Consider the following 23,793-nt stretch of genomic DNA (forward strand, 5'->3'; position numbering starts at 1 on the left):
TTAATTTTGTTGTTTCCTTTAAGCTTTTAACCATTTTGATAAAATAAAAAAAGATGTGCTATTTATCTACACATCTTTTTTATAAAATATATTAATAACTATCTATTTTTTACATGAATCTCTTTCTACTATTTTGTGCTGCAATACATAATCATCCTTCTCTAATTCTTCTTTGTTTATTATTTTTATAAGCATTCTCATTCCCACAGAACCCATATCATACATTGGCTGACCTACAGTTGTTAATTTAGGATAAAAAACATTAGAGGAATATATGTTGTTAAAGCCCATAACATCTATATTATCTGGAACTTTTATATTTTTATCCCTTAATGCATTTATTGCTCCCATAGCTATTTCATCATCAGCACAGAAAATAGCATCTACTTTTTCCTTTTCTATTATTTTATTTATCCCCTCATAACCATCTCTAACTTTCATGCCTCCTAAATAAACCAAGTTTTTATTTTCTTTAATATTATTTTTTCTTAATGCTAATTTATATCCTTCATATCTTAAAGCAGCTGCATTTGCCATATCTTCATGCAATCCTATGTAAGCTATATTCTTATTACCTTTATTAATTAAATATTCTGTAGCATCTAAAGATGCTTTTAAATTATCTATAGTTACACTTGGTAGCTTTTCTTCACTATCTTTTGTTTCTACTAAAACCACTGGCAATTGTAAACTTTTAATTAGTTCTAATATATTTTTTTCTAAAGAATTACTCATATATAAAACACCATCTGCCATTTTTTCTCTTAAAACTCTTAGGTATTCCATTTCTTTTTCTGGATCTAAATCTGTATTACACAGCATTATATTGTAATCATATATGTTAGCTACATCTTCAGCTCCCCTTACTATTTCTGGATAAAATTGATTTGATATATCTGGTATTATTATGCCTATAGTTTTAGATTTTTGTGTTTTTAGACTTCTAGCCACTATATTAGGTCTATATCCTAATTTGTCTATTGCATCTAATACCTTCTTTTTAGTATCTTCATTTACAACATCTATATTATTTAATACTCTTGAAACAGTAGCTATAGAAACCTGTGCCTCTTTAGCTACATCTTTAATGGAAATCGCCATTTAAATCACTCCCTATTATTTATTGAAATCTAACATATTTATCTCTATGAAATTTCCTCTTGTTTAGTAGTTTTCCCTTATTATACTTATTATAATAAAAAATGTGCATAGAATAAACAATTTTTATTCTATGCACAAAATTATATGTGCTATTTAACAACTTCCATTGCTATATTGTAATCTTCTCCGTTTATTTTACATTCAATATAATCTCTATTTTCATCATAACTAACTTTTACTGATAAAGTTTCTGCTTTTATTTCATCTTCATATTTTTTAACTATAGCATTTAAAGTATTGTTTCCTGATACATATAAATTAATTTTATCTGCTACTTCAAAGCCACTTTCTTTTCTCATATTTTGAACTTTACTAAGTATTTCTCTTAAGAAACCTTCTTCTTTTAATTCTTCTGTAATATGTGTATCTAATACTACGCCTATTTCTCCTTCGCCAGCAAAAGCAAATCCCTCTAGTCCTTGCATTGTTACAAGTAAATTTTCTGCTGTAAGTTCTATTTGATCTTCAAAACCTTCAACATTTATGAATACGGATTTACCATTGTTTATACTTTGAGCTAATTCCATTTGATTCATAGCACTTATTTCTTTTCTGATAGCAGGTATAAATCTTCCATATTTTTTACCTAGTACAGGTAAATTAGGCTTTATTTCAAAGTTAACATAGTTAGAAAGATCTGCTCCAGATAAAATTTCTTTTGTATTAAGTTCTTCTCTTATTATATCCTCATAGTATTCTGGAAGCTCTCTTGTACTAACTAACATTTTTTGAAGAGGCTGTCTGTTCTTTATATTTACTGAATTTCTAGCACTACGTCCTAACTTAACTATTTTATAAGCTAAGTCCATTTTTTCTTCTAAGTCTTTATCCATAGTACTCTCATTGTAAGATGGCCATTTACATAAATGAATACTTTCTTTTGCATCTTTATTTAAATTTACAACTAAATTTTGATACATTTCTTCTGTAACAAATGGTACAAATGGTGCTGCTACTTTTATTACTGTAGTTAAAACTCTATATAATGTTGTATATGCTCCAATTTTATCATCTGTAAGTTCTGTACTCCAAAATCTTGATCTATTACGTCTTACATACCAATTTGAAAGTTCATCTACAAATTCTTCAAGTTCCAATGCAGCTTGAGTTATTCTATAATTATCTAAATGTTCTTCTACATTCTTAATTAAAGAATTAAGTTTAGATAATATCCATTTATCCATTACATGCTCTGATTTAAATTCCTTATATTCTAATGGATTAAAATTGTCTAGATCTGCATATAAAACATAGAATGAATATACGTTCCATAATGTACTTAAGAATTTCCTTTGAGTTTCTTTTACATCTTCTTCTGAAAATCTTGTTGGTAACCATGGTGCACTAGCTGTGTAAAAATGCCATCTTGTAGCATCTGCTCCTTCATTTTCTAATACATCAAATGGCTCAACTACATTTCCTTTTGATTTTGACATTTTAACTCCATGTTTATCTAGTACGTGGCCTAAAACTATACAGTTTTCATAAGAGCTCTTTCCAAATAATGCTGTAGATATAGCAAGTAATGTATAAAACCATCCCCTAGTTTGGTCTACAGCTTCTGATATAAATTGAGCTGGAAATGTATTTTCAAATACTTCTTTATTTTCAAATGGATAATGATGTTGTGCAAAAGGCATAGAACCTGAATCAAACCAACAGTCTATAACTTCATTTGTTCTAGTCATTTCCTTTCCACAGTGTGGACAATTTAATTTAACTGCATCTATATATGGCTTATGAAGCTCTATATTCTCTGGAACATTTATTCCTTTTTCTTTTAATTCTTTTATGCTTCCTATACATTCTCTGTGACCACATTCACATTCCCATATTGGAAGAGGTGTACCCCAATATCTATCTCTAGAAATACCCCAATCTATTACATTCTCTACGAATTTTCCAAATCTACCTGTTCTTATATTGTCTGGATACCAATGTATAGTATTATTATTTTTCACTAAATCATCTCTTAAAGATGTCATTCTCACAAACCAACTATCCTTTGGATAATATAAGAGTGGCGTATTACATCTCCAACAATGTGGATAAGAATGTGTGAATTTTTCTGATTTATAAAGCATACCATTTTCTTTTAAGTATTCTAATATTTTAGGATCAGCTTTTTTTACAAACATTCCTTTCCAAGGCTCTACTAAATCTACAAATTTACCTTCACTATCAACTAAGTTTATTAAAGGTAAATCGTATTTTTTACCCGTTTTACTATCATCATCTCCATATGCTGGAGCTGTATGAACTATTCCAGTACCATCTGTAAGAGTTACATAATCCGCATGTACTACATAAAAAGCTTTCTTTTCAGGAACTTCAAATTTAAATAGTTGTTCGTATTCAACTCCTACTATTTCTTCCCCTTTAAATTCCTTAACTATCTCATATTCGCCTTCTAATACTTTTTCTAAAAGTTCTTTAGCTAGTATATAGTACTCTCCATTACTTAATATTTCTACATAGTCATAGGATTTATTTATTGCTAAAGCTACATTACTTGGTAATGTCCAAGGAGTTGTAGTCCAAGCAAGAAAATATTTATTTTCTTCTCCTTTAATTCTAAATTTTACAAAAGCTGTTGCCTCTTTTACATCCTTATATCCTTGAGCAACTTCGTGAGAAGATAATGCAGTTCCACATCTTGGACAATATGGTGTTACTCTATGACCCTTATATAAAAGTTCTTTTTTCCACATTTGTTTTAATGCCCACCATACAGATTCTATATAGTTATTATCATAAGTTATATATGGATTATCCATATCCATCCAGAATCCTAATTTTTCAGACATTTGTTTCCAAAGACTTGTATATTTAAATACGCTATCTTTACATTCTGTAACAAATTTTTCTATACCGTATTCCTCTATTTGTGGTTTACCTGAGATACCTAATTTTTTTTCTATTTCAAGTTCTACTGGAAGACCATGTGTGTCCCACCCAGCTTTTCTTAAAACCTTATATCCTTTCATAACCTTATATCTTGGAATAAGGTCTTTCATTACTCTTGTAAGAACGTGTCCTACGTGTGGCTTTCCATTAGCTGTTGGTGGTCCATCATAAAATGTAAAATGTTCCCCATCTTCATTTAAATTAAAACTTTTTTCTATTACGCCTTTATTTTCCCAAAAATTAGCTATATCTTTTTCTCTTTGTACAAAACTTTTATTGGAGTCTATTTTCTTGTACATAACCTTTTTCTCCTTTCTATTCTATAAATAATACTTTTTTATATTAAACAAAAAAACTTCATCCATAATAGGACGAAGTTACATTCGCTATACCACCTATAAAACTTTAAATAATTTTCAAGTACAATATAATCTTAAAATTATATTAGACTCTATTCTTTAACGCAGAAATACGAGAGAACTTACTTGCAAATCTTTCAGCCTCCAGCTCCCAGGGGATTTTCTCTAAATCTATTCTGTAAACTCTCACCAACTGTTTACTCTCTGTAAGAAATCAATCTAAATACTCTTCCTGTTCACCGCTTTTAAGCTATTATAGTATACAAATTTTTTATTGTCAATTACTTTATTTATAAAAAATTAAAAATATTATAATTAATTTTGAATACAATCTATTTATCTACTAAAACTAACTTTAAATATTTTATTTATGTTTAGGAGGTAAAAATGAAAATTAAATGGCTAGGTCATTCTTGTTTTATTTTAGAAAGTAATTCTAAAACAACTATAATAACCGACCCTTACGAGCCTAGTATAGGTATTCATAGGATAAATTATGCTTCAGATATATGCACTATAAGTCATAATCATTTTGACCATAATTTTAAGGGTGATCTAAACAAAAATTGTATAATTTTAGATACTCCCATTCAATATGAACATAGAGATTTGAAAATAAAGGGATTTAAAAGTTATCATGATAAACTAAATGGACTTAAAAGAGGGAATAATATAATATTTAAATTTAATATAGATGGATTCAATATATGCCATTTAGGTGATCTGGGGCACCTATTATCCAAAGACTTTATTTATAGCTTAGGTCCTATAGATCTATTATTAATACCTATTGGAGGAAATTATACACTTAATGGAAAGGAAGCTGCTAAATTATGCAAAAATATAAATAGTCATATAATAATCCCAATGCATTTCGGGTTAGACAATATAAAAATTAAACTAGATGGCCTAGAAGATTTCTTAATTCATATGGATAAAAACTTAGAAATTGGATCTAATATCATAACACTAGAAAATAATATAAAAAATTATAATAACATGGTTTATATACTAAAAACTTAATTTTAACACCTCTAATATAAATCCCATATATAACCTATCTCATTTTACTAAGAAGTTCTCCATCTGGCTACATTAAAAATTTTTTACCTAATGGAGACTCCTTCCTTAACTTCACTATGAGCTCATCACACACTGTAACAAATTAGGCCGAATTTTAATTTCCACAGATTAAAAACTACTAAGGCTTATTAATAGTTTATTACGTATATTTTTTTATAATTCCTATATTAAAATTAAATCCATCTTAAGAAAACCTGTTTTATAAGAAATTATTTACATAAGCACTACCTTGTGCTACAATATAGTTGCAGTACCTTGTACAGCATAATAGTGAGGTGATTTAAACTTGAATGATAAGTCTCAACTTTTAAGAGGAACCTTAGAAGGATGTATTCTTAAAATAATTAATGATAAAGAAACTTATGGATATGAAATAGCTGAAAATCTTAAATTATATGGATTTAAAAATATAAGTGAGGGCACAATTTATCCACTGCTTATAAGATTAGAAAAAAACAATTTCTTAAACTCTACAAAAAAACCTTCTCCTTATGGTCCTAAAAGAAAATATTATACCCTTTCAGAAAAAGGTGTAGAAGAATTAAATTATTTTTACACTAGTTGGTTGGAACTTAAAAATAATGTAGATAAAATATTTTTAGATTATTCAAAGGAGGGAACCGTAAAATGAATAATATTAAAGAATTAGTAAAACTAACTAATAAATTAAGTGAAACTCTAAATGATACAAATGATGAAACTTTTACTAATATAGCTTGTTATTTAAGAGCTAGTTCTTTATCTGAAAGACAATGTGAAGAATCTATACATGAAATATTAGATATGTTTTTAACCGCAGAAAATAATAAAGAATCTATAGAAAATATTATAGGCAATGATCCAAAAGAATTTTGTGATGAAATAATTCAATCTTATGCTACTAAAAAATTCTCTAAAGAAAATGTTATAGTTAACTTAAAAATTATACTTAATAGTTTTTTTATCCTATGGACAATAAATATAGTTTTCGATTATATTCCTAATATGATAAAATCTAAAAGCTTACTTTTAAATTATAATTTTTCTTTACCTTTTATTATAAATACCTTATTAATTACTATTTTATCCTTTGGAATTTTTAACTATATAGGGAAAACTGCCTTTAAACAAGATGACTCTAATTTAAACTTTGATATAAAATTTATTCTATTGTATATTATTTTCATGATTATTAGTGTGCTTATGTGGCGTAAATTCAACAAAATAATTTTATTTACTGCAAAAATACACTATATATTAATTTTTGTAGCAATATCTTATTTAATATTATTTTTATTATCCAAATATACTTATAAGCAAAAATAACTAATATTTCAGAGCAAAGATACCTGAAAAAACACAAAAACTCAATTTTGAATTTTTTCTTCCTAAACCAAGTATATCTTTAAGTTTTCATATAATTTCCCTAATTAAAGGTGATAAATCTTCATTCTCAAATCATCCCGATACCAAAAATTAAAATCAACCATATTATATAGTAATGCTATTTTACAAGATTTCTTATTATCATACTGAAATCATATTATAAAAACAGAAGGTGATTTTATTGAATAATAGATGTAAAACGCTATGTATACCCATTTGTGGTAGATGTACCTGCCCTCGTGGTATAACTGGGCCTACTGGACTTCAAGGTGTTACTGGATCCACCGGACCTCAGGGTGTTACCGGTGCTACTGGACTTCAAGGCATAACTGGTTCTACTGGTCCTCAAGGTATTACTGGCCCCACCGGTCCTCAAGGCGTTACTGGTTCCACTGGTCCTCAAGGTATTACTGGCCCCGCCGGCCCTCAAGGTATTACCGGTTCTACTGGACTTCAAGGCATAACTGGTTCTATCGGTCCTCAAGGTATTACTGGCCCCACCGGCCCTCAAGGTGTTACCGGTTCTACTGGCCCTCAGGGTATTGCTGGGTCTACTGGCCCTCAGGGTATTGCTGGGCCTACTGGCCCTATTGGCCCTCAAGGCTAAGCAGGAGCCACAGGACTTCAAGGCCCAACTGGACCAGGAGTTACTCCATCATATTTTAACGCTGTCACCAATGGAGGATCACAGGATGTTCCTCCAGAAGGTGAAGTAACATTCATTGTTGCCCTTCAATCTGGTGATTTTAATTTTACACCAAATACTTCTACAATTACAGTAAATACAGCCGGGATTTATCAAATTAACTATGTAGTGACTGTTCGACCAACTGGCGGTCTGATTAATGTTGCGTATGCAGTTGCCATTAACGGAGCAGAGCACCCTCTTTCTTTTTTCGGAATGTATTCTGATGGGTTGAATGACACAGAAAGAGCTGAATTGACTGGCATGTTTCTGGCATCCATTCCAGTAGGAGCAACCGTTACGCTCAAAAATAAATCAACTACTGAAGATACTCTTGCCGGTACAGGTGTAGATAACCAAGCGATAAATAGGTCAGCTATCATCTTGCAAAGAATAGCCTAAATCGTAAGATAGAAAGCTATAACTTGCTTCCTATACTTTTTCCGCTTCACCCGATGCATTTAACAGCTTCTTTAGTATTATTTAAAGATTAATTCTTAAAAACTTTTAAGTTATGCTGTTATGCATAGAAGATATTTTTCTTTGTAAACAATAAAAGGATGTAAAACTTTATTTTAAAGTTTTACATCCTTTTATTAAATGATTATCTAACCTAATATATCTATATATTTTACAAGTCTAAAATAATAACCTCATTTTTATTCAAACTTTTTTTCACATCAATTATTCTTTGATTAAATGATCCTCTATATTTTAAAATTCCATCTTTTTTTGACTCATCATATTTACCATCTACCAAAACATCTACTAAATTCATTAATTTATTTAATTCAGGATTTTGAACCATCTCTTTTTTAATATATTCAAAAGTATACCCTGTATAACACCATATATTTAACCCTAAGTTTTTTATTTTTTCAGCTAAAATCCCTAGTTCTTCTATATGTTCTAGTGGTTCTCCTCCACTAAATGTTATACCCTTTATTAAAGGCATATTGCTTTCTATTCTTTTTAATATATCTTTTAGTGATATATTATCTCCATAACAAAAGGATTGCATTTCCTTGTTTTGGCACCCTTCACAATTATGCTTACAACCTGATACAAATATTACTGATCTTAAGCCTACTCCATTAACTAAGGAATTATCTAAAAAACCTGCTACTTGTAAATATTTATTCTCCATAGTTAAACACCTCAATTATTATACAGTATAGATTCTTCTATGGTTAGAATTATTTGATGTTCTATCAGCTCTTTCTGCTACTTTACCAGAACCAAATCTTTCATCTAAGCTTAAATATCCTGTTACTCTAGATATACCTTGTATATTTGTGCTTCCACAATTATTACAAACTTCTTCTGCTACTCCAAGATATGTTCCACACTCTCTACAGTATTTTATATGAAAATTTATTCCCATATAAGATATATTAGTATTTCTATATGAATATTGAATTATATCCATAATTACATCTTCTGATGGATAATCATCTAATTCAATGTAACTTATATGTCCACCATTACATATTTTATGATAAGGAGCTTCTATATTTATTTTTTCTTTAATTGATATTGGGAAACCTACTGGTATATGATAGCTATTAGTATAGTAGTTTTTATCTGTAACACCCTTTATTTCTCCGAAAACTTTCTTATCTTGAAGAATAAACTTACCACTTAAACCCTCTGCAGGTGTAGCATAACAACTCCAATTTAATTTATCTATTTCTTTATATTTATCACAGAACTCTCTTATATGAGAAACTATTTTTACTCCTAATTCTTTAGCCTCTTCTGTTTCTCCATGATGATTTCCTATAAGAGCCGTCAATGTTTCTGCAACACCTATAAATCCTATAGCCCAAGATCCTTCTCTTAAAATAGGCTCAATAGAATCATCTGGTGATAAATTTTCTGACCCCTTCATTAAGCCTTCTCCTACAACGAAAGGTAAATCCTTAACTCTTAATTTTTTTAATACACCATATCTATGCAATAAGGATTCTCTTGCTAATTCTAATCTATTATCTAATAGATTAAAAAATTTGTTTAGATCTTTTTTAGCTAATATTCCAACTCTTGGAAGATTTATAGTAGTTGGAGCTATATTACCTCTGCCAGCTGGTCCTTCCTCACCATTTATATTAGAGCATACATAGGTTCTACATCCCATAGTAGCTGGTATTATTCCTTTATCATAATATTCCTTGTTAAAGTCTGAATCCATATTCATAAAGGTAGGATTCATTCTTTTACCTGCTATTCTAGCAGCTAATTTAAATAAGTAATAGTAAGGATCCTTCTCTTCTCTATTTACTCCATCTTTTACTCTAAATATTATATTAGGGAATATTGGTTGTTCACCTTTACCTAATCCCCTTTCATATTCCTTTAGAAATATTTCACATATTAAAGCTGCATCTTTATTTTTAGGTATTCCTATATTTATAGAACTAAAAGGTACTTGGGATCCTGCTCTAGAATGCATAGTATTCAGATTATAAACTATTCCTTGCATAGCTTGATGTATGCGTAGTTTTAATCTATCTTCTACTAATTCATCTATTTTTTCCTCATTTAAGCCTTCTTCTTGTACCCCCAATCCCTTTAAATTTTCCAATATTTCTTTTCTTATTTCAGATCTAGTATTAGGAATAAATAAAGCCATGTCATTATCAAAATTTACATGTGCTTGACCTCCAAACATATCATTCTGAGTAGATTGAAGTAATATACAACTTAATTCTGCGGCACTTTCAATTCTCTTTGGAGCATTAATTGTACCGTAACCTGTATTAAATCCTCTTTGTAATATTTTCCCTGTATCTATATTTAAACAATTTACTGTTAAATTATAACTATCTAAATCGTGATAATATATATCTCCATTTTCATGTAGTTTAGCCAAATGCTTTGGCATAACACCTAAATTATACCATTTATTAGATTCACTAGCTATTCTTAAAAGTTTAGAACTGAAATTATTACCTACATTAGCATTATCTCTATCTGTTTCTACTCCTATTTTTTCTATAGCTGTCATCAATTCAGATTTTATTTCTCTTATTTTTGTTCTCTCTCTTCTATAATTTGAATAGGCATATCCTATTTCTTTAAATCCGCTATCAATTAAAACATGCTCAACTAAATTTTGTATATCTTCTACTGATATTTCCTTTTTATTAGAATCCTCGATCTTTTTTATTACCCTTTGAGTTAAACTTATATTTTCACTTTCCTTCATATCAAAGGCAATTTCTTCTGCTGCACCTTTAATAGCATTTGATATTTTTACAACATCAAACTCTACTTTTCTACCATCTCTTTTCACAACATATAGCATACTATATTCCTCCTACCTACAACATATTGTGTATATGTACTTTGAACATTATACTATCTTAAATTTTTTTCAGCAATTTTATATTTAAATAAATATACCGATTAAGTTTAATTAATGTAATTTATCTAACTTTTATATTAAATTTTATACAATATATATACTTGATATTTATATATATTTATACTCCAATGTAAAATGCTATAAATGCTCGAATTAATATACCTTTTCCTACAAAAAATAACAAGAACATATATTTTATTTTAAAAATACATGTTCTTTTTATATTCCATTATAATATTCTATTTTTGATTCTATTAATTCTTAATATATTTATATCATATATATTTTTATTACTTTGTAAATTTTGTATTACAGATAAAAAATTTAATCTATTTTTTGTACTTATAATTAATTTTATTTTTATTGTTTCATCTTCATTAATATTTTTGTCAAAAACTCTTATACTTTTTATTGTTATTTGATTTTTTAATAATTCATCTATAATATATTCCATTACATTATTCTTAGGTAAATATTCTATGATAATATTATATTCTTTGTTTTTGTCAATTACTGAACTTTCTATGTTTTCAAAAACAATTAAGGATACTATTAAACCTAAAAAACCTACCAAGCTTAAAAAATAGAACCCTAATCCTACTGAAATTCCTATACAAGCAACTACCCAAATACTTGCTGCGGTTGTTAATCCTTTTACGGAGCCCTTATCTCTTATAATGGTACCAGCACCTAAAAATCCTACACCTGTAATAACTTGAGATGCCATTCTAGATATATCTGCACTTAATAAATACCTAAACTCCCCATCTATCCGTATCATTTCTTTCATATATTGTATTATATATAATTGTATCATTACGGCTATACAAGACCCTATACAAACTAATATATGAGTTCTAAATCCTGCTGGTCGATTCTTTCTTTCTCTTTCAAATCCTATAGCTCCACCCACTACTATAGATAAAAATATTCTAAATATCACCTGTTTCCTATCCAATATATTCACCTCTATATCTATGAATATATGCTATTAGCTTTAACAGGTTACTATTTTTATACTATAATTTTCTTATTCTTATTAATATACATATTTTTATCAGCTAAATTTATTATATCCTCATAATTTTCCATATTATAATTTTTAAATTTACTTATACCATAGCTAAAATCCACATGTATTCCTTTAATTTTATCTTTATTAATTTTTTCTCTAATATTCTCCATAAAATCTATAACACCTTTATCATCTAAATCATTAAATAATACTATAAATTCATCTCCTCCAAATCTAAAAAATAAATCTTTGTCTCTTAAATATGTTTTTATTAAGTTAGCAAAAACTCTTAAAATAAAATCTCCAGTATTGTGTCCATAAATGTCATTTATAGTTTTAAAATTGTCAATATCAATTAATACTAAAGTCTTATTACTTTCTTTTATTTCATTTTTCATTATTTCATTAAAATATCTTCTATTAAAAATTTTTGTCAATTCATCATAATTAGCTTTATGTATTAACTCTTCTTTTACCATAAAAGATTTTATTATTAATTGTAATTCATCTTTTATATGATCCATTAACTCTAAATCTTCTTTTTTAAATTTATAGTTTTCCTTTGTACAATCTATATTAATTTGTCCAAATAATTTATTATCTATATATATTGGGGCTGAAATTATACAACTTATATTTAATGCTTCTAATTGTTTAAATTTGTTTATTTTTTCTTTGTTTAAAATTTTTTCATCTAATTTTATAGGATTTTCAATTATGGCCGCTTCCTTAAATCTATTTATTTTATATAAATAAACTTCTTTTTTATTTAGTTTTATATTTTTTAACTTATAATCATATCCTAGTATTGCTGCATAATTAAAATTTTCTTCCTTGTCCATTATCAAAATACTGCCTTGAGTTGCTTTTGGTATTATATCTATAGCTGTTTTTAACATTATTTCATATACTTTGTCTATTGTCTTTTGTTTATTAATATTTTTTGTCATATTATACATCATGTTCTTAGAATATTCTAATTTCTTTATATCTTTTCTTAGATTAATTATTATGATATTTTCATATATTATCATAATAAAAAATAATGCAATTATAAAAACATATAACATATTAACCCCCAATTAATTTATTTAATTAATGAATAATATATGTCTTTTATAAAAAAATATATAAAGGAGGTGCTACTATGTTAGGTGAAATTATAGACATAAATGAAAACAACATTATAGTTGAATTTAGCAATGGCTTAAGTTTAGCTGTAGATATTGAAGACAATGCTAAAATAGGTGACAAAATAAATATAAACCCGTGTACAGAGCAAACCCCTTATAATAAAATTATAAATTTTTTCTAATAATTTTTAAGTGTATAATTTTCTTACTTTATATCTATATTACCTATATATTTCACTTTATACTTAATATTAGTATGGAATAATTATATTTAAATATAAAAAATATTTGAGTAGGATATATATTTATGTCCTACCGTAATATATTTTATAAGACAAGCTATATTAATACAGTTCCAAATTATAATGAAATAAATACATATTTTATACAACTTGTCCTATTGCTAAAAAGCTATATCAATAGTTATATATTAGAAATCCATAACTATTGATTCCTTTAAGATTTTACTAAAATCATGCATAACTTTATTAACACATTCATTATACCAAATATTGCAAATTTAGTAAATCTATCGAATATATTGATTTTATTCAATAGTAATACAATAAATACATCTATATTATAGTTCTTATAGCATTGACAGGACAAACGTATTCTCCTTCTTTACCATATTGCTCTTTCATAATTGGTACTGGATCTATTGTTAATTCTGCCTTACCATCTTCCCCTATTTTAAATAATCCATCTCCTATATCTCGGCATAGACCACATCCTATACATTTATCCTTATCAATTTCTATCTTCATCCTAAAACTCTCCCTTCTATATAAATTCCTATACAATTATATTGAACTTTTATAGTTTTTTTATTCCTAAAATAATATAATTATATTTTAAATATAATTAATAAGGCTTCAATGAATATTCATTGAAGCCTTATTATTATTTATATAAATTCTTAAAGTTATTATATAACTGAGTATATTCTTTATTATTTGTAATAAACGCCTCTACTTCTCCCTTTTCCATCTTTTCAGATAAATCAAGATTTATAGGCATATCCGCTATTAGTGGTATATTTAGATAATCTGCTTGTTCTTTTGCTGATTTTTTACTAAATACATTTAGCTTTTCTCCACAGCTTCCACATTTTATGTAAGACATGTTTTCTACTACTCCTAGAACCTCTATTCCCATTTTTTCTATCATTATAACTACTTTCTTAACTATCATAGAAACCATATCTTGAGGTGTAGAAACAACCACCATCTTTGTAACAGGTAAACTTTGCATTACAGTTAATGCTATATCACCAGTTCCAGGAGGCATATCTATAAGTAAGTAATCTAGTTCACCCCACTCAGTGTCAGTATACATTTGAGTCAAAACTCCGGTTATTACAGGTCCTCTCCATATAACAGGAGCTTCTTCTTGTTCTGTTAATAAATTTAAAGACATTACTTTTATTCCTGTTTTAGTTTCTACAGGTATTATTTTAACTTCTTCCTTTTCTCCTGTTGGAATTATAGCTGCTCTCTTATCACTAATACCAAAAAATCTTGGCATAGATGGTCCTGTTATATCACCATCTAACACCCCTACTTTATAGCCTTCTTCTCTTAATTTAGTAGCTAATATTCCTGTTATTGTTGATTTTCCTACTCCACCTTTTCCACTAATTACACCTATAATATTTTTTGCATTCCCATATTTAAAAGTTTCCTTGGAACAGCTTTCCTCACTGTTGCATGTTCCTTTACTAGCACAGCTATCACAATTACTCATTAAAAAAACCTCCTATATATTTCAAAGTAAATTTATAGTGTAATTATATCACTTATAAAGTTATAAGCAAATGCCCTAAACTTTATTCATATCTTAATGCATCTATTGGATTTAGCTTTGCTGCTTTTTTGGCTGGGTATATACCAAAAAATATTCCTACAGAAGAAGAAAATAATATAGCTATGAGTATAGCTGCTATAGATACTGATGGAGATATCTTTACAAACTTTCCTATAATTTCTGCAAATACTATACCTAATATCATACCTATAAGCCCACCTATTAAAGATATTATTACTGATTCTGTTAGGAACTGTACTAATATATTTTTCGTAGTGGCACCTAATGATTTTCTTATACCTATTTCTCTAGTTCTTTCCGTAACAGATACTAGCATTATATTCATAACGCCTATACCACCGACTAATAAGGATATAGCTGCTACTGCTCCAATAAATGTAGTAAATATTCCTATAACTTTATTTACTTCATCTAATTGTTTTAACATGTTTTCAACTTTATACATATCTTTTCCTTTATTATGATGTCTATTTTCTAATATATTTTTAGCCATAACTCCAGCTTCTTCAGTATCATTTTTATCTGTTGCTATAACATATAGATTACCTATAGTAAAATCCTCAGGATATAAATCTTTTAAAAAATTTATAGGACACGTTAAAAATATAGGACTATCCTCACCGCCCCCAGAAAAAGGTCCTGACTCTGATTTACTAACACCTATAACAGTAGCCTGTTTACTAGATGTTTTAGCATTTATTTTTAGTTTCCTTCCAACTACATCCTCTGTTCCAAAAATATTTCTTGCTGATCTTTCATCTATTATAACTACAGGTTTACCTTCTACATGTTCTCCCTCATTGAAAAACCTTCCATAAACCATTTCAGCATTAGTAACATACTGTACATCTGGAGTTGAACCATCTATATATAATTTTTTATTTTTTGTTCCTTCTGTTACAGATCCAGGTCTTGAAACTATTGGTGCAACATATTTAACCTTTTCTACTTTATCCCTTATTATATCAACATCTTCTTGCTTTATATAATCATTACTGCTTGCCTTTGATTCATCTACTTTTATACTTACTGTAGCAGATCCTATTTTTTCAAATTCGCCAGTTATAGTATTTTGTCCACCTTTTCCTAAAGATACTATGGTTATAACAGAGCTTATTCCTATAATTATGCCTAGCATAGTTAAAAAAGATCGCATTTTATTTGATTTTATGCTATCTAAAGCCATTTTCAAATTTTCTAAAAATTTCATTCTACTATCTCCCTATTTAAAACTTTTTCATCTGATACTATATGGCCATCTCTAAATTTAACTACTCTTTTAGTGTATTTAGCAATATCCGGTTCATGAGTTACCATTATTATAGTAGAACCTTCTTCATTTAGATTTTGAAAAATCCTCATTATATCTAATGATGACTTTGTATCCAAATTTCCTGTAGGTTCATCCGCCATTATAACAGATGGATTGTTTACTATAGCTCTAGCTATAGCAACCCTTTGTTTTTGACCACCAGATATTTCATTAGGTCTATGATTTATTCTATCTATAAGTCCCACTCTCTCTAAAGCGCTTAATGCACGCTCTTTTCTTTCTTTCAATGGTACTCCAGCATAAACCATTGGTAATTCCACGTTATCTAATATTGTCATCCTAGGTAATAAATTAAATGCCTGAAAAACAAACCCTATTTCTTTATTTCTAACATAAGCTAAATCGTTTTCTGTTAAATCCGTTACATCTTTACCATTTAATATGTATTCACCCTTGTCCATTTTATCTAGACATCCTAATATATTCATGAATGTAGATTTACCAGAACCAGATGGACCCATTATAGATGTAAATTCTCCTTTTTCTATTTTTAAAGATATTCCCTTTAAAGCTTTAAAACTTATTTCTCCTGTATTATAAGTTTTTTCTATATCTTTAACTGTTAACAATTTTTATCACCTACTTTTCTTGTACACTAACACCTGTTTTAATTGAAGTATTAGGATTTAATATAACCTTTTCTCCTGATTTTAATCCACTTATAATTTCAGCTTCCATATCTGACTGTGTTCCTAACTGTACTGGTTTTTCTTTAACTTTTCCTTCTTCTACAACATATACATGTGATTTATTATATTTATCTGTTTTTATACTTTCTAATGGTATTTTTAATACATTTTTTGATTCTCCTAATAGTATATCTACATCTACGTCAAAACCAACTCTTAAGTCCTTAGAATTATTTTTAGAAAGATATATTTCGCAATCTAATGTAGTGTCATTTCCGCCCCCTGCTTCCTTAATAGTCTTTTTCGCTGTAGGGGCTATAAAATCTACTTTTGCTTCATACTTTTTGTCATCATTTTTAACAAACACTTTCATTCCTTTTTTAACCTTTGTAGAATCATATTTACCTAAAGATACGGCTACTTTTAAGTCATCTACATTTTCAACTACTACTAAAGGTTGTCCTTGTCCTGCACTTATTCCGCCTGCCTGTGCATTAACCTCTGTTACTATACCATCAATATCAGCAATGGTTTCTTCACTTTCATTTATTTTATCATTAACAGATTCTAATTTTAATTCAGCTAATCGAACAGAATTTTCTACTTGTTCAATTTGGCTACTTGTTATAGAATTCATTTTATTTTGCTCAGAATTTTTTTCAGACTTTAATGCCTTCTTTTGTGAAATAGCATTGTCATATTCCATTTGAGCCACTTGTCTGTCATTTTCTAATTCAGACATATCAAAGTTTAATAAAGATTGTCCTTTTTTTACTTTATCTCCAACTTTAACATTAACTTTCTTAATCTTTGCTTGTCCACCTAAGTATTCTTTTTTATTTTTGGACACTACATCACCTGTTGTTGATAGATATGATTCTACATTTCCTTTAGTTACTTTAATAGTCTTTACACTTATGTTACTATTTTTTTTGCTTTTAAAAACTCCTAAAATTAAAAACAAGCCAATTACTAATATTGCCCCGGTAATTATTATAGTCTTCTTTTTCATATTTGCCTCCTATAAAAATATTATATATTTATTTAATTATAATTTATAAACTTTATTTATTAAATACATAAAAGGGAAAAATAAGATAATTTTAAAAATTAATCCCAAAATTAATTAAATTTTTACAAAACCCCATGCATTGCATGGGGTCTGGGAAGAATCTTTTATCAAAAATTCTCCGGTTTTTCATTATATATATTTATATTCCATCTGTTATTCTTATACTCATCTACAATATAGTATTTCTTTTCTGTTCTTTTCTTCTTATTACTAATTTTAATTACTGCTTTATACATAGTAGATTTGTAACCTTCTGTATCCACATTAACTTCTATGTCATGATTGACATTATTATCTTTAATAAGTTCTACATTATTAAAATTATTTTTTAATTCAATTTTAAACTCTTCTAAATCAGTAGATAATATGAATTTAGCAATATCTACATCATCTTTAATATTTATACCTACCTTATTTTTATTACTTTTATTTATATTTTCCTTTTTTAGTACTTCTACTATAGAATTGTAATATACATATTTGAAATCTTTAGGTTTTCTTATAGTCCAAAAACTTTTTATTATATCATTATCTATTCTTTTAGATACTATGTAAATTTTATCTTGACTATATAGGTTTCCTGCTTCCTTTTTATCTAATCCAGCTATGTAATTAAACTTATAAGCTTTATTCCCTGCCTCATCCATTTCAAATATATAATCTGGCTCTAAAGAAGATTTTGTATTTACTGGCTTAGCTGATGATAAAATATCATACAATTCTTTTATAGCCTTTTTATCTGTAATTACAAATCTAAAACCTTTATCTCTAGTATTTTGTATTATTATTTTCTGAACTTTATTTTCTTTTATATATTCAAAATCATTATTTTTAAGACCTAATTTTAACTTCATTTTATCTATACTATTACATCCTGTAATAGAAAAAGATAAAACAAAAATTACAAATAATAAAATAAATTTTTTCTTATTATAGAGCAATTAATTATACCTCCATACAACTTTATTAAAATACAACAACATTATAACATACTTTTCTTCTGATGTGTATTTAGTTCTTATATGTACAAAAATGCTTCCCTTGGCGATAACAGATTTTTAATCTGTCTACCTTAAGGGGAGCATATCAATTTTAATATAATTAGTTTTTAATGTTTGTAAACAATATTTTTCAATATAGTATTAAATACAGTTTCTATACTTTCTTGATGATATTTTTCTGGTACAAAAAATGAAACTCTAATAAATCTTTCTTCCAATTTTAAAAAATATTCATAAGCTACATATTCTTCATTTTCTTTTAATATAGAATATTGAGCTAAATATCCTTTTATATTATTAATGTCTATGGGTACAAGACTATATTTTGTATAATCTATTTGTTGTTTCTCTGATACTTCTTTACTATGTTTAATGAATGTTTTTAAATCACCTTTATAATTCCATAGTTGTATAAATCCCTGCATATTATTTTTTTTATCCATAAAAGAATTGCTATAAATTATATCTTCTCCATTAATAATCTCTTCATTTATTTCCCAGTTAGAAGGAAGTTTATATGAAATCTTCCCATTTAATATATTATACTCTTTAAAAGAAGATACATTGTTATGAATTAAAGCTGCTATTTTTAGTCTACTATCAAAGTTTTTTTCTAACCCAAAAAGTATTAGCATTAATCCAATTATTATCATTGTTACACCAAATCTTTTCTTATTTATAATTAATACCTTCATATAAATCACTTATATTATATAATTAAGTGACTCTTCACCTCCATATGGCTACTTATATATCATATATATGCTTTAAAAATAATTTTATTATTACTTCTTAAAATATTAATATATTATAAAAAATAACATAAATAAAAACAGAGACATGTATTAACATGCCTCTATTTAACAGGTATTAATATATTATTAGTTTTATAGTCATAAAACATTAGCCAATATCCTAAATTATTTTCTTTGCTTTCAATCCAAGTCACAAATCCTGATTTACCTTTAAATGGTTGGTCTTTTCTAGTTTTGTCTCCGGGGATTCCATATACTAAGTATTTCATATTACCTGAACTATCGCACTTATAACCTAAAATATAATGTCCATGTTTTTTTATATAAGAATAATATCCTAACATAGGATTATATAAAACCATAAACTTATCATAATTACAGGTATTTCTCATATCATCTTCATCTTTAGCATCTATTTTATACCAAATACAATTCTTTATTTCATCAGTTATATTATCTACACTATCTAAGTCCTCTACTAAAGATCTGAAATACTTACCCTCTAACCCAATAGGAGTATTTTGCTTATTTCTTTTTTTATATTCATTTTTTCCTATAGGTTTCTTTGTTTTTTCTAAATCTTTTTCATTAGATTTTTCTATATCTTTACCTTTTTCTCTGTCTTCACTATCTAAATCTTTTTCATCAGATTCTTTTATATTTTTATCTTTTTCTCTGTCTTCACTATCTAAATCTTTTCCATTAGATTCTTTTATATCTCTACCTTTTTCTCTATCTTCACTATCTAAATCTTTTCCATTAGATTCTTTTATATCTTTACCTTTTTCTCTATTTTCGCTGTGTAAATTTTTTTCTTTATGTTCCTGTACTGATTTTACTTTATTATCTCCATCCTTATTGGTATTATTATCTTTAGTTTTTATTTCTTCTATAGTTTCCTCATATTTATCAAATATTGTTTTATTAACCTTTTCTTCTTTTATATCTTCCTTTTTTCTCTCCTTACTTTCTATAATACTAAATGACTTCCATGCTGGTATGTCCGTTGTTGAGAATCCGCTCATAACAGATATTATATTTGAATCTAAAAATTTTACTATTGCTGCTCCTGATATTTTATCTGCATTTATTCCACAATTTCCTATGTTGTCTACTGGATATTCATAACATATGTCTGCTCTTCCATATTCATCTATGTTCATTTCCCCTATTTTTATTATATCTTTGCTTCCTTTTTTATTGCATATTAAAACCATGTGGTAAGGTGAAGATTGTTTTTTTATATTTTGAACATAATAAGATATTTTGCACTTGCCATTTTTATTTTCTAATTTTACATATCCTGATGCGGATTTATCAACACCTAAAGAGTATCCTTTTTCATCTTCCTCTAATATTATAAAGTATCTACTATAATTCTTTTTCTGTGCCACTTTTTATTGTACCCCCAAATATAATTATTCAATATAATATATGAGTTATCTTACAAAAAGTGAACTTAATTATTTAAATTATAATATATCATATATACAATCTGAAAGTTTTCCAAATTCCTCTATAGATAAAGTCTCTCCCCTTCGCTTTGAATCTATCCCTGCTCTTTCAAAAGCATTTTCCATATTTTCTTTATCTATATTTAAACTTTTTAATGAATTCCATAAAGTTTTTCTTCTCATATTAAATGAACTTCTTACTACATTAAAAAATAATTTTTCACTTTTCACCTTTACTCTTGGTTCTGAAAGTTTATCTAATTTTATAACTATAGAATCTACTTTAGGTCTTGGTATAAAACAATTTGGAGATACTCTTCTTATTATTTTTGTATCGCAATAATATTGTACCAAAACGGTTAATGAACCATACTCCTTGCAGTTAGGTTCAGCATTTATTCTTTCCGCTACTTCCTTTTGAATCATTATGGTTAGTGATTTAAAATCACATTTTTCTGTAAGTAATCTTGATATAATAGGTGTGGTTACATAATAAGGTAAATTGGCTACTAATTTTATGGAATCCTTATTTTCCATCAACCCATTAAAATCAATTTTTAATGCATCTTTATGTATTAGTGTAAAATTATTATACTCCTTTAACTCTTCTTTCAAGATAGGTATTAAATCACCATCTAATTCTATAGAATAAACTTCTTTTGCCTTTTCTAAAAGCTCTTTAGTTAAAGTTCCAACTCCAGGACCTATTTCTATAACAGTATCTTCTTTGCTTATTTCCGCTCCCTCTATTATATCTTCCAATACAGATTCATCTACTAAAAAATTTTGTCCTAAATTTTTATTAAACTTAAATTCATATTTATTAACTATTTCCTTTGTATTCATATTATTCATTCCCCTTATCTAAATCTTTTATAGCCTTTATAAATTCTTCTTTTGTTATACCAAAATTGTTAAGTCTTTTTATAAACTGATTAGTATTGCAATATCCTATTCCTAAAGCCATCCCTAGTTTTTCTCTTCTTTCTTTTGACTCTTCATTTGCTGTTAATTTAAAAAATATCATATCATTCATATCAAATTCTTTTCTCTCTTGCTTAACTTCACATTTAGCTAAATTTAATGCTCTTATTATAGCTTCTGGAGCTGCATTTTCTACTCCTATATCATCTTCCTTGGTTCCTTCTTCCTGTGATATATAAGCATGCTTTACTCCCTTAACCCTATTACATATATATTTTCTTATCTTTTCCCCTGCATAATCAGGATCTGTTAATACTATTACCCCTTGCCTTTTCTGAGCTTCTCTTATTTTTTTTATAACCTTAGAATTTATTCCAAATCCACCCACCGCTATCATCTCTGCATCTACTGCTCTTTTTACTGCTGTAATATCATCTCTTCCCTCTACTACTATAACTTCCTTAATCATAATATCCCTCCAATATAACTATTATATAATATTTTTAATAGAAAAAAATAGGAGCTAACGCTCCTACTTAAATTAATCTAGAATATAAACATTTACCCACCTTGAACCCCAATTTGATACTTCAACATTGGAATCAAAATATAAATCAATAACATTTCCTTTTATTGCTCCGCCAGTATCCTCTGCTATAGCATATCCATACCCCTCAACAAACAGTTTTGTTCCTAAAGGTATTACCCTTGGATCTACTGCTATTGAACTATATCCTCCTGAATTTCTTCTTGCTGTAGTTCCTGTAGCTGTAACTCCAAAATCAGGACTTCCAGGACTCTTACCTGTATCTTCATAACTTGATGTATATGCTGTAGCTCTCATTCTTAATGATCTACCACTTGGTGTACCAGTAACACTTCCTCCTCTAGAAAGAGTGTTAACATTTGTAACCTTAGTTCCCATTGCAACTACCTTAGATACTGGTTGTTTTTTTATGCTTTCTGATACTACTTTTCTTACTTTTTCTTTTCCATCTTCATAAACTACTTTTATTGCTACTTCTTTCTCTCCACTTTGTCCTTCCCTTATGACTTTTTTGTCACCTTTTTCAAGGGAATCATCTTCTTTAACTACTGTTTCATAATCCATATTTTTTTTGCTCTTTACTACTTTTTCTTCTACTCTTGTAACTGTTACTTTCAATCCTTTTTTTATTTTTTCTTCTTTACTTGGGGTTACTTTATCAAGTTTTTTAACTTGTATCCCCTCTTTTTTTAGCATATTTCCTATGTTATTTTCTGCAGATTGAATAGCTAATTTCTTACCATCAACTTCTACATTAACTTTAACTGCTTTCTTTATGCTTAATTTGCTTCCGTCTTTAATTTCAGCCTCTAATTTAGGCTGAACTTTGTCCTTTGGTCCTACTTGTATATTTTTCGACATTAAGGCTTCTGCATATGTTTTTTTAAATGTTGTAATTTTTTGGCTTTCTTTTCCGTCTATTGAAACAATTATTGTTTTTCTCATATTAGTAATTATTATGCTCGATATCATTAAGATTACTACAACAATCAGAATTGCCTTAGGACCATTGGAAAAATGTTCTTTAATTTTCTTCTTTAATTTTTCCACCATAAAAACCTCCTTCGGGCAAGAGCAACATTGCTATTATATTCGGTATATTTAAATCTGTCAAATTTGCTCATGCTTTTTGGTTAGTAATGCAGCCTTTGTGCATATTATATATATAAAAATTAT

General features: G+C 27.6%; 22 protein-coding genes and 1 other annotated feature. Of the genes, 5 read left to right on the top strand and 17 right to left on the bottom strand.

From position 1 onward, the window contains the following. Positions 1-102 precede the first annotated feature (102 nt). Both ACYUEW_RS13840 and ileS read right to left on the bottom strand, forming a co-directional pair. Positions 103-1,101 (bottom strand): LacI family DNA-binding transcriptional regulator, encoded by a 999-nt coding sequence (locus tag ACYUEW_RS13840; RefSeq protein ID WP_003487957.1) that lies wholly within the window; start codon positions 1,099-1,101, stop codon positions 103-105. A 149-nt stretch (positions 1,102-1,250) separates the two neighbouring features. Beyond that, positions 1,251-4,367, bottom strand: a complete 3,117-nt coding sequence (gene ileS / locus ACYUEW_RS13845; RefSeq protein WP_460276944.1) for an isoleucine--tRNA ligase — start codon at positions 4,365-4,367, stop codon at positions 1,251-1,253. Between the two features lie 65 nt (positions 4,368-4,432). Further along, positions 4,433-4,676: a binding site (T-box leader), on the bottom strand. A gap of 138 nt (positions 4,677-4,814) precedes the next feature. On the opposite strand from ileS, the gene ACYUEW_RS13850 reads away from it, so the two are divergent. The 4 genes from ACYUEW_RS13850 (at position 4,815) to ACYUEW_RS13865 (ending at position 7,482) form a co-directional block, all read left to right on the top strand. Next, complete coding sequence (locus tag ACYUEW_RS13850) at positions 4,815-5,450, top strand: MBL fold metallo-hydrolase (protein WP_460276946.1); 636 nt, start codon at positions 4,815-4,817, stop codon at positions 5,448-5,450. Between the two features lie 346 nt (positions 5,451-5,796). Further along, positions 5,797-6,141 (top strand): PadR family transcriptional regulator, encoded by a 345-nt coding sequence (locus ACYUEW_RS13855; protein ID WP_460276948.1) that lies wholly within the window; start codon positions 5,797-5,799, stop codon positions 6,139-6,141. Further along, positions 6,138-6,815, top strand: coding sequence for a DUF1048 domain-containing protein (locus ACYUEW_RS13860; protein ID WP_043030903.1), 678 nt, complete (start codon positions 6,138-6,140; stop codon positions 6,813-6,815). The genes ACYUEW_RS13855 and ACYUEW_RS13860 overlap by 4 nt, the downstream gene beginning before the upstream one ends. 241 nt (positions 6,816-7,056) lie before the next feature. Then, positions 7,057-7,482, top strand: coding sequence for a hypothetical protein (locus ACYUEW_RS13865; RefSeq protein ID WP_460276950.1), 426 nt, complete (start codon positions 7,057-7,059; stop codon positions 7,480-7,482). 709 nt (positions 7,483-8,191) lie between these two features. Here the strand turns inward: ACYUEW_RS13865 and nrdG are convergent. The 4 genes from nrdG to ACYUEW_RS13885 all read right to left on the bottom strand — a co-directional run bounded on the left by nrdG (position 8,192) and on the right by ACYUEW_RS13885 (position 13,012). Beyond that, positions 8,192-8,707, bottom strand: coding sequence for an anaerobic ribonucleoside-triphosphate reductase activating protein (gene nrdG, locus ACYUEW_RS13870; protein WP_460276952.1), 516 nt, complete (start codon positions 8,705-8,707; stop codon positions 8,192-8,194). Positions 8,708-8,725: 18 nt separating this feature from the next. Further along, a complete protein-coding gene (locus ACYUEW_RS13875; protein ID WP_003487971.1) occupies positions 8,726-10,867 on the bottom strand; it encodes an anaerobic ribonucleoside triphosphate reductase in 2,142 nt (713 codons plus the stop codon). Between the two features lie 289 nt (positions 10,868-11,156). After that, entirely contained in the window at positions 11,157-11,885 is a 729-nt protein-coding gene (locus tag ACYUEW_RS13880; protein WP_042385969.1) for an MgtC/SapB family protein, read from the bottom strand. A 56-nt stretch (positions 11,886-11,941) separates the two neighbouring features. Beyond that, complete coding sequence (locus tag ACYUEW_RS13885) at positions 11,942-13,012, bottom strand: sensor domain-containing diguanylate cyclase (protein ID WP_003487974.1); 1,071 nt, start codon at positions 13,010-13,012, stop codon at positions 11,942-11,944. 77 nt (positions 13,013-13,089) lie between these two features. On the opposite strand from ACYUEW_RS13885, the gene ACYUEW_RS13890 reads away from it, so the two are divergent. After that, positions 13,090-13,257 carry a hypothetical protein gene (locus ACYUEW_RS13890; protein WP_460276955.1) on the top strand — a complete coding sequence of 56 codons (168 nt, stop codon included), beginning with the start codon at positions 13,090-13,092 and terminating at the stop codon, positions 13,255-13,257. Positions 13,258-13,650: 393 nt separating this feature from the next. On the opposite strand, the gene ACYUEW_RS13895 is transcribed toward ACYUEW_RS13890, so the two are convergent. The 11 genes from ACYUEW_RS13895 to ACYUEW_RS13945 form a co-directional block, all read right to left on the bottom strand. Next, entirely contained in the window at positions 13,651-13,842 is a 192-nt protein-coding gene (locus ACYUEW_RS13895) for a ferredoxin (RefSeq protein ID WP_003487977.1), read from the bottom strand. 136 nt (positions 13,843-13,978) lie between these two features. Continuing rightward, positions 13,979-14,821 carry an Mrp/NBP35 family ATP-binding protein gene (locus ACYUEW_RS13900; RefSeq protein ID WP_003487979.1) on the bottom strand — a complete coding sequence of 281 codons (843 nt, stop codon included), beginning with the start codon at positions 14,819-14,821 and terminating at the stop codon, positions 13,979-13,981. 82 nt (positions 14,822-14,903) lie between these two features. Beyond that, entirely contained in the window at positions 14,904-16,112 is a 1,209-nt protein-coding gene (locus tag ACYUEW_RS13905) for an ABC transporter permease (protein ID WP_003487981.1), read from the bottom strand. Next, complete coding sequence (locus tag ACYUEW_RS13910; protein ID WP_003487983.1) at positions 16,109-16,804, bottom strand: ABC transporter ATP-binding protein; 696 nt, start codon at positions 16,802-16,804, stop codon at positions 16,109-16,111. The genes ACYUEW_RS13905 and ACYUEW_RS13910 overlap by 4 nt, the downstream gene beginning before the upstream one ends. A 10-nt stretch (positions 16,805-16,814) precedes the next feature. Continuing rightward, positions 16,815-17,876, bottom strand: a complete 1,062-nt coding sequence (locus ACYUEW_RS13915; protein WP_265203772.1) for an efflux RND transporter periplasmic adaptor subunit — start codon at positions 17,874-17,876, stop codon at positions 16,815-16,817. A gap of 167 nt (positions 17,877-18,043) precedes the next feature. Next, entirely contained in the window at positions 18,044-18,877 is an 834-nt protein-coding gene (locus ACYUEW_RS13920) for a hypothetical protein (protein WP_042385972.1), read from the bottom strand. A gap of 167 nt (positions 18,878-19,044) precedes the next feature. Then, on the bottom strand, positions 19,045-19,632 hold the full coding sequence (locus tag ACYUEW_RS13925) for a hypothetical protein (RefSeq protein WP_003487991.1): 588 nt from the start codon (positions 19,630-19,632) through the stop codon (positions 19,045-19,047). A gap of 161 nt (positions 19,633-19,793) precedes the next feature. After that, a complete protein-coding gene (locus ACYUEW_RS13930) occupies positions 19,794-21,086 on the bottom strand; it encodes a hypothetical protein (protein ID WP_003487993.1) in 1,293 nt (430 codons plus the stop codon). 78 nt (positions 21,087-21,164) lie between these two features. Further along, on the bottom strand, positions 21,165-21,992 hold the full coding sequence (gene rsmA, locus ACYUEW_RS13935; RefSeq protein WP_460276960.1) for a 16S rRNA (adenine(1518)-N(6)/adenine(1519)-N(6))-dimethyltransferase RsmA: 828 nt from the start codon (positions 21,990-21,992) through the stop codon (positions 21,165-21,167). A 1-nt stretch (position 21,993) separates the two neighbouring features. Beyond that, positions 21,994-22,539 carry a ribonuclease M5 gene (gene rnmV / locus ACYUEW_RS13940; RefSeq protein ID WP_003356126.1) on the bottom strand — a complete coding sequence of 182 codons (546 nt, stop codon included), beginning with the start codon at positions 22,537-22,539 and terminating at the stop codon, positions 21,994-21,996. Positions 22,540-22,611: 72 nt separating this feature from the next. Beyond that, positions 22,612-23,670 carry a 3D domain-containing protein gene (locus ACYUEW_RS13945; RefSeq protein WP_003487998.1) on the bottom strand — a complete coding sequence of 353 codons (1,059 nt, stop codon included), beginning with the start codon at positions 23,668-23,670 and terminating at the stop codon, positions 22,612-22,614. Between the last annotated feature and the right edge of the window lie 123 nt (positions 23,671-23,793).

The sequence above is a fragment of the Clostridium sp. CTA-1 genome (genome assembly GCF_054768215.1).

Coding starts and splice junctions, on each gene's coding strand:
- ACYUEW_RS13840 (WP_003487957.1), bottom strand. CDS start 1,101: ATGGCGATTTCCATTAAAGATGTAGCTAAAGAGGCACAGGTTTCTATA.
- ileS (WP_460276944.1), bottom strand. CDS start 4,367: ATGTACAAGAAAATAGACTCCAATAAAAGTTTTGTACAAAGAGAAAAA.
- ACYUEW_RS13850 (WP_460276946.1), top strand. CDS start 4,815: ATGAAAATTAAATGGCTAGGTCATTCTTGTTTTATTTTAGAAAGTAAT.
- ACYUEW_RS13860 (WP_043030903.1), top strand. CDS start 6,138: ATGAATAATATTAAAGAATTAGTAAAACTAACTAATAAATTAAGTGAA.
- nrdG (WP_460276952.1), bottom strand. CDS start 8,707: ATGGAGAATAAATATTTACAAGTAGCAGGTTTTTTAGATAATTCCTTA.
- ACYUEW_RS13875 (WP_003487971.1), bottom strand. CDS start 10,867: ATGCTATATGTTGTGAAAAGAGATGGTAGAAAAGTAGAGTTTGATGTT.
- ACYUEW_RS13885 (WP_003487974.1), bottom strand. CDS start 13,012: ATGTTATATGTTTTTATAATTGCATTATTTTTTATTATGATAATATAT.
- ACYUEW_RS13890 (WP_460276955.1), top strand. CDS start 13,090: ATGTTAGGTGAAATTATAGACATAAATGAAAACAACATTATAGTTGAA.
- ACYUEW_RS13895 (WP_003487977.1), bottom strand. CDS start 13,842: ATGAAGATAGAAATTGATAAGGATAAATGTATAGGATGTGGTCTATGC.
- ACYUEW_RS13900 (WP_003487979.1), bottom strand. CDS start 14,821: ATGAGTAATTGTGATAGCTGTGCTAGTAAAGGAACATGCAACAGTGAG.
- ACYUEW_RS13905 (WP_003487981.1), bottom strand. CDS start 16,112: ATGAAATTTTTAGAAAATTTGAAAATGGCTTTAGATAGCATAAAATCA.
- ACYUEW_RS13915 (WP_265203772.1), bottom strand. CDS start 17,876: ATGAAAAAGAAGACTATAATAATTACCGGGGCAATATTAGTAATTGGC.
- ACYUEW_RS13925 (WP_003487991.1), bottom strand. CDS start 19,632: ATGAAGGTATTAATTATAAATAAGAAAAGATTTGGTGTAACAATGATA.
- rsmA (WP_460276960.1), bottom strand. CDS start 21,992: ATGAATACAAAGGAAATAGTTAATAAATATGAATTTAAGTTTAATAAA.
- rnmV (WP_003356126.1), bottom strand. CDS start 22,539: ATGATTAAGGAAGTTATAGTAGTAGAGGGAAGAGATGATATTACAGCA.
- ACYUEW_RS13945 (WP_003487998.1), bottom strand. CDS start 23,670: ATGGTGGAAAAATTAAAGAAGAAAATTAAAGAACATTTTTCCAATGGT.